The sequence below is a fragment of the Emticicia soli genome (genome assembly GCF_037860775.1).
Taxonomy (GTDB): domain Bacteria; phylum Bacteroidota; class Bacteroidia; order Cytophagales; family Spirosomataceae; genus Emticicia; species Emticicia soli.
Window position 1 is genome coordinate 149,506 of sequence record NZ_JBBEWC010000008.1, and the last position, 13,894, is coordinate 163,399.

General features: G+C 42.3%; 6 protein-coding genes. 4 read left to right on the forward strand and 2 right to left on the reverse strand.

Going from position 1 to position 13,894, the window contains the following annotated elements:
- The first annotated feature begins 75 nt into the window (after positions 1 to 75).
- The 4 genes from WAE64_RS14430 to WAE64_RS14445 all read left to right on the forward strand — a co-directional run bounded on the left by WAE64_RS14430 (position 76) and on the right by WAE64_RS14445 (position 8,017).
- The gene (locus tag WAE64_RS14430) at positions 76 to 3,564 is read left to right on the forward strand and encodes a 3-coathanger stack domain-containing protein (protein WP_340237600.1); all 3,489 of its coding nucleotides are present in this window, start codon (positions 76 to 78) and stop codon (positions 3,562 to 3,564) included.
- A 311-nt stretch (positions 3,565 to 3,875) separates the two neighbouring features.
- Positions 3,876 to 5,429, forward strand: a complete 1,554-nt coding sequence (locus WAE64_RS14435) for a serine hydrolase (RefSeq protein ID WP_340237601.1) — start codon at positions 3,876 to 3,878, stop codon at positions 5,427 to 5,429.
- Between the two features lie 60 nt (positions 5,430 to 5,489).
- Positions 5,490 to 6,329 (forward strand): maleylpyruvate isomerase N-terminal domain-containing protein, encoded by an 840-nt coding sequence (locus tag WAE64_RS14440; RefSeq protein ID WP_340237602.1) that lies wholly within the window; start codon positions 5,490 to 5,492, stop codon positions 6,327 to 6,329.
- A 149-nt stretch (positions 6,330 to 6,478) separates the two neighbouring features.
- Positions 6,479 to 8,017, forward strand: a complete 1,539-nt coding sequence (locus WAE64_RS14445; RefSeq protein ID WP_340237603.1) for a M28 family metallopeptidase — start codon at positions 6,479 to 6,481, stop codon at positions 8,015 to 8,017.
- Positions 8,018 to 8,140: 123 nt separating this feature from the next.
- On the opposite strand, the gene WAE64_RS14450 is transcribed toward WAE64_RS14445, so the two are convergent.
- Both WAE64_RS14450 and WAE64_RS14455 read right to left on the reverse strand, forming a co-directional pair.
- Positions 8,141 to 10,729 (reverse strand): cation-translocating P-type ATPase, encoded by a 2,589-nt coding sequence (locus WAE64_RS14450; protein ID WP_340237604.1) that lies wholly within the window; start codon positions 10,727 to 10,729, stop codon positions 8,141 to 8,143.
- 388 nt (positions 10,730 to 11,117) lie between these two features.
- Positions 11,118 to 13,832, reverse strand: coding sequence for an alpha-L-rhamnosidase (locus tag WAE64_RS14455; RefSeq protein ID WP_340237605.1), 2,715 nt, complete (start codon positions 13,830 to 13,832; stop codon positions 11,118 to 11,120).
- Between the last annotated feature and the right edge of the window lie 62 nt (positions 13,833 to 13,894).

Here is a 13,894-nt window from a genome sequence, read left to right on the forward strand (position 1 = left end):
CAGAAAACAGGCTTTTTCTGTACACATCGTACAAAGTAAATAAGCATTTGTTTTACCAATTTTATTGCCTTGTTTATGAAAAATTTATACCATATATATTTCCAGAGAGTCCTGATTTTTTGTGCATTGCTGTTAAGCAGCCAATTGAGTTTTGCTCAGGTGATAGACGCTCCAACTGACGTTACAAACAACCAGACGTTTTGTTCGAGTCTTTCAGTTACTTTACAAGCCACCTGTGCCGAAGGTAATGCAACATGGCTTGACAAAAACAATATTTATGTAACCGACCTGAACATAAGCCTTACCGACTCGGCCGTGTATCAGGTTTATTGTAAGGCTATTTCTGGTCTTGACTCAAGTGCTTCGGTTTTAGTAACATTTGATGAGCTCTTGCCTGTTGTAACTATCCGTAACCGTATAGCGTGTCCAGGGGAAAAAGTAAGGCTATCAGCAACTTGCAGTGTCGGAGAGGTATTCTGGTATGGAAGTGATACAACACAACCCGCTTTGGGCACAGGAGACATAGACCTAACGCTGACATCAGACAAAACTTTCAATGTTCAATGTTCAACATCTTCAGGTACACCTTGTATAACTGATTTTGTAGAATTTTCGTTTGCCGACCCTACTGCTGCAAACATTCTGTCGGAGCCAGACCCGAGCTCAACTATATTTGTTTGTGAGGGCGAATCATTTTCATTAAGTGCCTCATGCCAACGTGGTATGCCATTTATTTTTAAAAACAATGAGGTAGAAGAACTTTCCAATCCGATAACACCAGCATCAACGGGTACAAGTATCTATAAAGTAAGATGCGAAGATGGCAATAATTGTCCTTCAACATTTACGTCTTATACCGTTCAGGTTATTGCCCGTTCGCCGGCTACTGTTAGCACACCTGTATCTGTTTTTGCGGGCGAGTATGTATCTCTTGGGGCTACATGTACAGGTACTTTTACCCCAAAATGGTATCTGAATGATGAGGTTACCCCATTGGCATCTACAACAATTATTGCCCCTAACCAAACAACTACTTATAAAGTTCGTTGTGAGATGCCTAGTCTTCCGAGTTGCAACGGTGGGTTTAGTAGTTATACAGTTACAATACTTGATTATATTGATTCTCAACCAGTTTCAACTTTGATTTGTCTTGGCGATGCGGCCACCTTTAATGTAAGCATTGTCGACATCGCCAATGTACTAAATTACCAGTGGCAGAAAAGACAACCGAGCGGCGTTTTTGCTGATATTCCGGGTGCTATGGATTCTACATTTACTATTTTGAATACTACCTTAGCCGATAAAGGATATTATCGTTGTAGAATACAATTAAATATGCCCGATACAACGCTTTATTCAAACGAGGCATTCCTGAGCTTTCCGCAAACAATACGAGATAATGGGCAAGTTACGCCAAGCAGCATTACACTTGGTGACGATTTCGGCAATGCTATTGCTATTTCTGACAGCCTGGCAGTGATAGGAGCGGTGTCAAAAGACCTCGGAACAGGTTCGGTGTTTATCTATAAACTTAATCCAAATGGTAAATGGACACAAGTAACAGAACTAATGCCTGCCGATTTGATAAGGTGCGACCAATTTGGCTCTTCTATCGCTATTTCAGGCGATACTATTTTTGTAAGTGCTCCGTGTAAAAATGATGCGGGCGTAGTATATGTATTTGCCAGACAAGCAGGCGATACTTGGGTAGAGATTAACAAAATGCAACCTACTGCGGGTGCAATCAATGACTATTATGGTATCTCAATGGGTATTAGTCAGAACACCTTGGTTATAGGTGCCGATGGTCGGTCGAGCGTATTTGTTTACCAGAAGAATAACTCTGGCGAGTGGGACTTAGAGCAAGAAATAGTTAGCAATGGCGGGCCTAATACACGATTTGGCACCGCTGTAGGAATTTCGGGCCAGACCATTGTAGTGGGTGCGCCAGACGATGGTACGCTGGGCGCAATCTATGCTTACGAAAAAGACGAAACCAATACATGGGTAGAAAAATTATATTCGGTTCCGGATTCTCTCAGCATTAACTCTTTTTATGGCGACGATGTAGCCATTAGTGGCAACACAATTATTGCCTCAAGCTATAATCCGCTATTGAATTCGAATAAAATATATTACTACGAAAGAAGTGTAAACGGAAACTGGCAGCTAATAGGCACGCTTAATACTGATACACTAACGTATCATGCAAATGCTGGCTACTCATTGGCCATTCGTGATAACACCATAGTAGTAGGTGCCCCAAATAATAATGATGACAGAGGTGCCGTAATTGTTTTCGAAAAAGATGCAGCAAATATCTGGCAGCACAAAAAAGTAATTATCCCTGACAACTTAGCCAACGGAGACTATTATGGAGCTTCGGTTGCGCTCGGCAAAAATGCCATAATTGTTGGTGCACCTTTCTACGTTTCAATATCACCTACTGTAATAAAAAATAATTCGGCTTATTTTTACAGTCTCAATACTTCTCCAAAACCAGGTATAAGTACCGTAGCTCAGGTAGCAAGCGTTTGTGCGGGGCAAACGGCCACATTCAGGCTAACGGGCTTACCAAGCACCGATGCGTATACTATCACCTATAAAATTGATATATCAGGGGCACTTAAAACAAGAATTATAAACCCTGATAGCACGGGCAGGGCAACATTTACCGATACCTTGGCATGGGTAAATAACGCACAGAGTATATATATAACGAAGGTGAAAAATAACGTAAGCAATTGTGAACAAGCAATTAGCTTACAGGCGGTAGTGGCAGTTAAAACCCCAACCCAGATAATAACAAACCCTTCACCGCAGACGGTTTGTTTGTACGAAACGGCACTATTCACCGCCGAGGCCACAGGCGAGGGTTTACTTACTTATCAATGGCAGCGCCAAGGTCCGATTGCTGGCAGTGCCAACGCACCATTAAACAATAACTTTGCCGACCTTACTATGTTAAGTTTGCCTTACCGCACTTTTGCCGATAGCGGGGCTACCTACAAGGTGCGTGTAACAGGCGAATGCGGCGTGGTAACCTCAACTGCTGCCATGCTTAGAGTAGTGCCCAAAGCCGTAGTAACCGGTAGTTCTCCGGGCCCAATTTGTCCGGGTACATTCGGAACCATAAATTTTGTAGGCACATCCAATGCAGATGTTTATTATAAAGTAAATACGCCGGGCTCAACAACGCATTCAATAAGGCTGGATGTAAACGGCAGAGGTTTTATTACTACCAGTATTCTGACACAAGACACCGATTACATGATAGTAAGTGTAAGCCTGAACGGCAAATGCCAGCAGCAATTATCAACCATTGTGAAAGTAGAAGTAAAACCTTCAGGCATGAATCCGCCGATTACACTCACAAGCCCAAGTGACGATGTATTGCCTAGTGGTGTACAAAACCGTTTGGCACAGTCTGTTCAGGCACTCAATAAAATTGATAATACAGGCCGGGCCACGCATACGGGCAACAAATATGTATTATTATCGCCCGGCTTCGAAGCCAAATCTGGTAGTACATATATCGCAAGTATCTCCGCTGCGTGTCCGTGATACGAGTGGCTTAGTGCTTGAGTGATTAGAATTGAATATGACTACTCGGTTAGTTGTTGAAGGAATGAATGTTTTAAACATTTATTCCTTCAAATCAATGTTTTTGAAGAATCCCATCTCTAGTTCTTACCGGATGCTTATCTGCTTTAGAAGAAGGAAAGGGCTGGGATTCTTTATTTTTTCCTAACTCCTTTCATCTCCATCAATTCTCCCACAATCACTTGCTATTTAGGTTGTTTTCTCTAATCTTTGTTAAACAGGGCATTTCAGCCTAATTCACTTCTCAAAAACCTTAAAACGATTCGTTTCTTATGAAGAAACCCGGACTATCCTCTTTGACATTATTCTTTTTATTGTGCTTTATAGGTAGCATCCAAGCGCAAGTTATTACCTCTGCCGAAATCGATAATCTGGTAGAGCGTACCCTCAAAACTTTCGATGTGCCCGGCATTGCCGTTGCCGTAGTGAAAGATGGTAAGGTGATTCATGCCAAGGGTTATGGTGTGCGCTCGCTCAATACAAAACAAAAGGTAGATGAAAACACGCTCTTCGGTATTGCTTCCAACAGTAAGGCTTTTACAGCGGCTGCTTTGGGTATGCTTGTTGATGAAAAGAAATTGAAATGGGACGATAAAGTGCGTGATTTTATACCGGAATTTAAAATGTACGACCCCTTCGTAACAGAAGAGTTTACCATAAAAGACTTGCTCACGCACCGCAGTGGTTTGGGTCTTGGCGCAGGAGATTTGATGTTCTGGCCTGACTCTAATAATTTCAGCAAACAGGATATTATTCATAATCTACGATACCTGAAGCCTGTTTCAAGTTTCCGTACAAAATACGATTACGATAATCTGCTATACATTGTAGCCGGAGAAGTTGTAAAACGAGCCTCAGGCATTGAGTGGGAAGATTTTATTGAGCAACGAATCTTGCAACCGCTGGGCATGACCCAAACGGCCGCATCTTTCCGCCGATTAAAAAATAAATCGAACGTAATAGACCCGCACGCCCCTGTTGACGGAACTGTAAAAGTGATTCGCCGTGATTGGAGCGAAGTAGCCAATTCGGCAGGCGGGCTTTACAGCAATATTACCGACATGAGCAAATGGATTATTGCCCAGATGGACAATGGTAAGTATGGCAACGGCAAGCAATTATTCAGCGAAGAGGTACACGCCGAAATGTGGACACCGCAAACCATTATTCCGGTACGGGGTACAAACTCATACAATACCCATTTTGTAAGCTATGGCTTGGGCTGGAATCTGAGCGATGTAAAAGGTTACAAACAAGCTACGCACACGGGCGGTCTGGCCGGTATTGTAACACAGGTAACCCTGATACCTGAGCAAAAACTAGGTATTATTGTCTTTACTAACCAACAACAAGGCGCAGCTTTTGTAACTATTACCAACACCATTAAAGACAGTTATCTGGGTGTAAAAGGCATTGACCGCCTAAAAGAAAACCACGACAGAGTACTACAAGGCCAAGCCAATGCCAAGAAAATTACTGACGAAATCTGGAAAGATATTGAAACCCAACAAAAAAGCGCAGTAAAATTAGATAACAATCTGTTTACAGGTACATACCACGACAAATGGTTTGGCGATGTTGAAATTGCCATGAAAAACGGTAAATTGTGGTTTACCTCTAAGCGTTCGTTTTTGTTGAATGGTGAAATGTTCCCATACAAAGGCAATACTTTTATCGTGAAGTGGGGCGACCGTAGCCTTGATGCCGATGCCTATGTGATGTTTGACTTAGACAGCCAGGGCAAAGGTTCAGGCTTCAGAATGAGTGCTATTTCGCCACTAACCGATTTTAGCTTCGATTTTCAGGATTTAGAATTTAAGAGATAATTAGAATATTTGAAGGGGTTCAGAATTTTGAATCCCTTTTTTTTAATACATCTACAAGGTATGACGCCACTAAAACCAATTATTATAACCGACTTATTTTATAAATTAGACGCAAAACTGATTGAGGTCTTAGAGTCACTATCAGACGATGACTGGCACAAACCTACCATTGCACCGCTGTGGAATGTAAAAGACATTGCTGCTCATTTATTAGATACCAATATTCGTGCGATTGCAGGCGGGCGAGATAATTATGCAGGTATTCAAGCCGAAAACATTAACTCATATCAGGATTTAGTCGCCTTTCTTAATAAACTCAATGCCGATTGGGTGAATGCCTGCAAGAGAATGAGCCCAAAGCTATTAATCGAGTTTTTGGCTACTACCGGAAAACAGTTTTGCGATTATATAACACAGTTGAATCCTGACGATAAAGCTAAGTTTTCGGTGGCTTGGGCAGGTGAAGAAGAATCGAAGATGTGGTTTCATATAGCCAGAGAGTACACCGAAAAGTTTCATCATCAACAGCAAATCAGATTGGCAGTTGGGAAAGACGATGAATTATACACAAAAGAGTTTTACTGGCCTCACCTCGAAACTTCTATGCGGGCGCTGCCACACCATTATCGTGCTGTATCAGCCAACGATGGCGATGCGATTACGTTTGTGATAACATGTGAGGGTGGAGGAACATGGAATTTGTATTATACCAATAATCAGTGGATGTTGGTGCAGGAAAATGCTGCTCAACCCATAAGCAAAATAACTATTGATGGCACAATTGCCTGGCGATTATTTACCAAGGGTATCTCGAAAAACGCCGCACAGAATCACGTTACAATAGAAGGCAAGCAGGCAATTGGCGAGAAAATATTTGATATGTTGGCCGTGATGGCTTGAAAACGTTTTGTGTATATCAACCCTTAAGCCCGATTAATCGCTTCTTAATACAGCTTTATCTCAATATTTTGGAAGCAAGTCTATGAATTTATACCTTTAGCTAACCAAAGTTAATTTTTACTACATCTAAACAAACTAGATATCTACTCATGAAAAGATTACTTACCGTAATTATTCTTGTATCTATTTCTTTCGGGCTAAAGGCTCAGGAAGAAAAAATTGACCTTGAAATGGTGAAGAAAATTCGCCAGGAAGGGCTAAACAATTCAAAAGTAATGGACATCGCCTTTAACATTACCGATGTGAGCGGTCCAAGGTTACAAGGTTCTCCGGGTTTTATGCGTGCTGCCAATTATGCAAAAGGCAAACTAACTGAGTGGGGCGCAGCAGACGCAAGATTGGAAGCATGGGGTGAGTTTGGCAAAGGCTGGGAATTGCAAAAAAGCTACCTTGCCATGAAAACACCTTACTACCGCCCCTTGATTGCTTATCCAAAAACATGGACAGCCGGAACAAAAGGTAAATTGAAAGAAGCAGAAATCTTCTTGATTGACGAAACAGATACAACAGCCCTTGAAAACTACAAAGGCAAGCTGAAAGATAAAATCATTTTGTTATACAAAAGCGATAAAATCACGCCATCGTTCAAAGCTGATGCTACCCGTTATACCGACGAAGAACTAGAGAAAATGGCTAACGATGCCCCAACTGCTAACCGTGCACAACCTGATACGGCTTTCAGAGCCATGATGCAGGCTATGCGCAGAAGCACTTTGCTTTCGACCAAAACTAAAGAAATGGCGAAGAAAGAAGGCGCTATTGGTTTGTTAAGCATGAGCCCAAGAGGCAAAGATGGTACTTTGTTTGTTTCAGGTGGTGGTTCTTATAAAGCCTCAGACCCTGAAAACTTACTTGATATTATGATTGCTGCCGAAGATTACCTTTCTCTTTGCCGTTTGGCTAAAGCCGGAATCCAGATTAAAATGGAGGTTGATGTAAAGACTAAATTTTTTACACAAGATTTGCAAGGATACAACGTATTGGCCGAAATCAAAGGAACTGACCCTGTGTTGAAAGATGAAGTGGTAATGATGGGCGCACACCTGGATTCATGGCAAAGTGCTACCGGAGCCACTGACAACGCAGCAGGTTCGGCAGTAATGCTTGAAGCAATGAGAATCCTGAAAGCATTGAATGTTCAACCTCGCAGAACCATCCGTATTGCGCTTTGGAGTGCAGAAGAGCAAGGTTTACATGGCTCAAGAAACTACGTAAAAAATCACCTGACAGACCCAGCTACCAAAAAAAGCAATGCTGAAGGCGATAAAATTGCTGCGTATTTCAACATCGACAACGGTACGGGTAAAGTAAGAGGTATTTATTTACAAGGCAACGAAGAGTGTCGTCCGATATTTACAAAATGGTTCGAGCCTTTCCACGATTTAGGCGCTAAAACCGTTACAATCCGTAACACAGGCGGTACCGACCACCTTGCATTTGTTGGCGTGGGTATTCCGGGCTTCCAGTTCATTCAGGACGAAATCGAATACAGTACCCGTACGCACCATACAAACATGGACTCATACGACCACCTACAAGCAGACGACTTGAAACAAATTTCTACCATTGTAGCATCATTTGTTTACAACGCCGCTATGCGTGACCAAAAATTACCAAGAAAGAAATAATTTAGATAGAGATAAACGAATCCCTGTTGGTTTTACCAGCAGGGATTTTTTGTTTGGGTGAATTTGGAGATAACGGCGAAAGGAATATTTATTCCTCAAATCCCAATCATTCTATGAAACCTATCATACCTTCTTCACAAACAACAACTTCAATAATTTCTCGGCCTCAACGGCTACAAATACAAGGGCAGACATTGCTAAACAGATACCCACTTCTTCCAACGATAGCGGTTGTGTCTTGAAGATTGCATTCATAAATGGCAAATACACAACACCTAATTGCAAAAGCAAAGTAAGTATAACCGCCCCGATAAGTGACAGGTTAGAAAACAAACCTTTTTGCTGAAACACCGACCTGTCGCTTCTGATACCGATTACATGGCCTAGCTGGCAAAGGCTCAGTACAGTAAACACCATTGTTTGCCAGTGTTCAAGTTTATTGGCAGTTGCCCATGCCTCTGTGCCTAATGTAATGGCCGCCATCAATATTCCCATCCAGACGATATGATAACCCACGCCATCGGCAAAAAGGCTTTGGTTAGGTTCTCTTGGCGGGCGTTTCATCACATTGGCTTCCGCTTTTTCGTTGGCTAATGCTAAGGCAGGCAAACCATCGGTAACAAGGTTAATCCACAAAATATGAATCGGCAATAATGGGTTCGGCAGCCCTAAGAACGGGGCTACCGCTATAACAAGTATTTCGGCCCCATTACAGGTCATTATATACTTCACAAACTTACGGATATTATCAAATATGCGGCGGCCTTCTCTAACAGCTTTTACTATGGTAGCAAAGTTGTCATCAAGCAATATCATGTGTGCCGCTTCTTTGCTCACATCGGTGCCGTTTATACCCATAGCAATGCCAATGTTGGCCGCTCTTAGAGACGGCGCATCATTCACCCCGTCGCCAGTCATGGCTGCAAAATGCCCCTTCGATTGCAGGGCTTTTACGATACGCAATTTCTGGTCGGGCGATACCCGGGCATACACAGCCGTTTCTTCAACCTGCGATAAGAATTTTTTGTCTGATAATTTCTCTAATTCTACACCCGTGAGGGCAAATTCACCTTCATCTAAAATGCCAAGCTCTCTTGCAATGGCTTGCGCAGTGGCTGGGTGGTCGCCGGTTATCATTACTGGTCTTATACCCGCCGTTTTACATTCGGCAATTGCAGCTTTGGCTTCTTCACGTGGGGGGTCTACTAATCCGGCTAAACCAGCAAAAATCAGGTTTTTTTCTACTGTTTGTGGCGTGATTTTCTCGGGTAATTTGTCAATAATATGATAAGCATAAGCCAATACTCTTATGCCTCGTTTTGCCCATTCTTCCGAAATATCTTTGAGTACCTTCTCATCTTTTTTCTGATGTATAATGTCTGTAATAGCCTCACTTGCGCCCTTGCTTATAACCAGAAATTTATCTTCATATTTATGAATGGTAGTCATGCACTTGCGGTCAGAATCGAACGGAATCACACCTACACGCTTATATTTTTTTAGGAGTGAATTATAGGTTTTATATGATAATTCTTCGACAATATACCTAGTCAAGGCTAGTTCGGTAGCTTCACCGATAGGCTTATCGGGTGTTTCAAACTTTACTTCATGGTTGAGCAACATCCCAAGTTTCAGCATCGAAAGCCCTTCTTCCGGTGTTTCAATCTCCTGCTCATGTTTCTCTACCAGATGCATTTTGTTTTGGGTGAGCGTACCAGTTTTATCGCTGCATATATAAGTAACCGAGCCAAGCGTTTCAACGGCAGGCAGTTTACGCACAAGCACATTTTGTTTGGCAAGCCGAGATGCACCTCTCGACAAAGCCACTGTAATAAGCGCAGGCAGCGCCTCAGGAATAGCCGCCACGGCCAGACTTACCGACAAAAGCAGGATTGAAAATGGTTCTTCGCCCCGAATCAAACCCGAAATAAAAAGTACTACACATATACCCAGAATAATGTAAGAAAGATTTTTACCGAATTTAGTCATGCGGGCTTGTAGCGGCGTAACGGCCTCTTTTTCTTGCAGAAGCCCTGCAATTTTGCCCAGCTCGGTGTTCATGCCTGTGCGCACCACTATGCCCTCGGCTTTGCCGTTGGCTATAAGTGTACCCTTAAATGCCATATTCAGTTGGTCGCCGAGCGGAATATTACTTTCTTTAAGCTCATTTGCTTCTTTATCTACCGGAACCGACTCGCCCGTGAGTGATGATTCATCTATACGTAGGGCATTTACTTCATAAAGACGTATATCGGCAGGCACAACGTTGCCCGCTTCAAGTACCACAATATCGCCGGGTACTAATTCTCTCGACTCAATTTCATGGGGTTTATCGCCTCTTATTACCTGCGTTTTGGTGATGCTCATTTTTTTGAGTGCCTCCATTGCTTTTTCGGCCCTGAACTCCTGAATAAAACCTACAACGGCATTCAGAATAATAATTACAAAAATGATGATGGTATCGGTCAAATCACCAAAGATGCCTGATAAAATAGCTGCACCTGCAAGTATGATTATCATGAAGTCTTTGAACTGATGTAGAAACAAGACCCACGGCGGTGTCTTCTTTTTTTCTTCCAGCTCGTTGTAGCCATCAGTTTGTAAACGATTACTTGCCTCTGCGTCAGATAACCCTGTCTGTGATGTGTTAAATTGTTTGAATAGAGAATCGATGTTCGATTGATAGAACAGAACGTCATTCGTTTTTTTCATAAAAGTTAATTGTGCTTAATATTGGATTTATAATTGACAGCAGTATTCAGGTGTGGTGATTGTGTGGCTAAATATACCTGAAATTAAAATAAAATTAATAAAGGAGAGGAGGAATTATTAATTGGGTGCTTGAAGAGGGTGGGGTGGGTAATTGTAGATTTGAAATGTTAGGGCTAAGAATTAGATGAAATTTAGTAAAAATACTAAAGATACCGTTTTGGTAGAGACGACATGTTGGCGTCTCCAAGGGTCTATAATTGTCCGAAAACTATCAAATAAAGGAGAAAATAGCTCATCAATTTGAATATAATGGTTAAGACAGACCAGTGGAGACGCCAGCATGTCGTCTCTACCAAAAAACAGATTAATTGTATATTTGATTTTTATTTTACCTCACCTCAAACCCATAAGCACCCGCAGATAATATAAATACTACGGTTTTTTTATTGCCTTCCTCATGCTTTATTACAGTGCCTTTTAGCTGTTTGCCGTTTTCATAAACCTGTTGGTCGGCGGCTATATTTAAGCGTAGCGTAGCTGTGGCATTGGCTGGAATCGTAAAATTATAGTTAATCACATTGTCGTCTGTTCTTTTCCATGATGATACAATTGTGCCATAAGGGCTATCGTGTTTTGCCTCAAAGCCTGCTAAGTCTTTTACGAAATGCGGCTCTAGCAGCACATTTTTAAAGCCCGGTAGATTTTCGTCTGGTTTTATGCCGCCTAATGCTTTATAAAGCCATGCACCAATTTCGCCAAACATAATATGGTTCATCGAAATATCAGACTTTGCATCAATTGGCCAGTTTTCGTAAAGCGTAGTTGCACCATTCTTAATCCACCAACCCCACGACGGGAACGTCTCTTGCGATGCCACCGTGTAAGCCAAATCAGCATAGCCATTTTCGCTTAGGGCATTCAGAATAGCTTTTGTGCCAAGCAAGCCCACGTCAATATGGTTATTGTCGGCTTGTACACGCTGTGCAAGGCTGGCAGCCACTTTGGTTTTCATATCGTCAGGCACAATACCCCATTGTAAAGGCACGCTCAACTCAGTCTGTACGCCGCTACCGTAGCTACCTTTTTCTCTGTCGAGATATTTCTGGTTGATAGCGTGTTTGATTTTCTGCGATAGGCTCGCATAGTATTCTGCATCGGCAGTTTTACCTAATAATTTGGCCGTTTTTGACACAATACTTGCATCAACAAAATAATAAACCGACGATGTAAACTCAACAGGCGTTTTCGATTTTACAGGTACCCAGTCGCCCAGCCCCCAGGTTGTGAGGTTGTTTGGTGCTATGGTTTGTATGTAATCTACATAGCGCTTCATGTTGTCGTAATTATCGGCCAATATCTTGGTATCGCCATAAAACAGATACACATTCCACGGAATAATAGCAATTGTGCTTGTCCAGTCGGGCCCGTTGCCCCATTCATAGCCCCAACCGCTGGTTGGAATAATAGATGGTAAAACACCGTTGGCTTGTTGCTCGTCACGGTGGTCGGCGAGCCATTTTTCATAAACCGTAATGGCATCAAAATTATATAAACCTGTTTCGCTGGCTATGTGAGCATCACCTGTCCAGCCGTTTTTCTCACGTTGCGGACAGTCGGTAGGGTAACCAAAAAGATTCGACAGATAGGCGTTATTGGTAGCCCACCATATTTGATTCATGGTTGGGTTTGAAGTATTTACCTGCCCGATAGGCGTAACATCACTATGCATAAAATAACCTGTCAGACTCTCTTGCGATAGCTCAATAGGTTGCTGCGAGCTTAGTTCTACATACTGAAAACCCTTGTAGTTGAAGTGCGGCATAAAAACTTCTTCGCCTTTGCCGCTAAGGGTATAAATATCAACCTGAAAAGGGTCTTGATTATCAGTAGGGCGGTAATGAATATCGATGTTCGACATATCAGCAAAACCATTCGGATACAATCGCTCGGCGTGTTTCAATCGAACCACCGTTCCTGCTGCTCCTTTAATTTTTAAGCGACTAACACCCGAAATGTTTCTGCCTAAATCAAACAAATAGGTAGTGTCATTTAGTTTTTTCAGGCTCTTTGCCGGAATCTCCTCTACGTTTCTGACAGGTGCCATTGCTTGCGCCACAATGTTTTGCGATGGTGCAGCTCTGAAAATTACCTCTTTCCATTCCTTGTCGTCAAACTCAGGTGTGTTCCAGCCTTCCTGTGCCAAGCGTGCATCATGATGCTCGGCCGTATAAATACTATTAAATATTACAGGGCTAAGGTCTGTTTTCCAGTTTTTGCCACTTGCAATTACTTCTTTTGAGCCATCTTCGTATGTAATCCGTAAATCAAGGCAGAATGTCGGACGGTTTCTCCACGGTGCTTCATGGAAATACCAAACTGCTGTTGACTGATGATTATACCAGCCATTACCCAGCAATACGCCAATAGCATTTTTGCCGTCTTGTAATGCCGCAGTTACATCGTGTGTAACATATAAAGTTCGGCGGTCAAAGCGTGTGTACATAGGGTCAAGGCGATGATTGCCTATTTTTTGCCCATTTATATAAAGTTCATACAAACCACCAACGGCCACATAAGCCCTTGCCGATTTGATTTTCTTGGTCGTAGAAAAACTCTTTCTGAAATAAGGTGCAGGCTTCTGGTTTACATCACGGCTGTCGCTTATCCAGGCACCTTTCCAGTTTTTCATATCCATCATACCCATCTCAAAACTACTTACAGCGGCCTTTGTAGCTTTTACGCCGTCTTTATCCCATACAATCACTGTCCAGTAGTATTTCGTAAAAGGCTGCAAGGCTTTGCCCTTGTACACCGCCAGATTACTACCCGAATTTACCCTGCCCGTATTCCATACAGAAGAGGCTTCGTTTACTACTTTCATCGAATCAGTATCTACCAATAGCTGATACGCCACTTGTTTAGCCCCTTGGCGGGTATCTCTTATCTGCCACGTAAACCGAGGTGAGGGATTATCGATACCTAATGGATTTTTGAGGTATTCACACTTTAAACCATCTGCCTGAATAGGAGGGGCCGCAAAAGAATGAATACTGCAAATTGATAATAGAAACACTAAGCAAGCAAATTGTATAGGATATTTCATAGAGGTTGATTGAATGAAAGTCTGCGGCGTAAAAATAAAGAATATAGGGGTATAATGGGCGA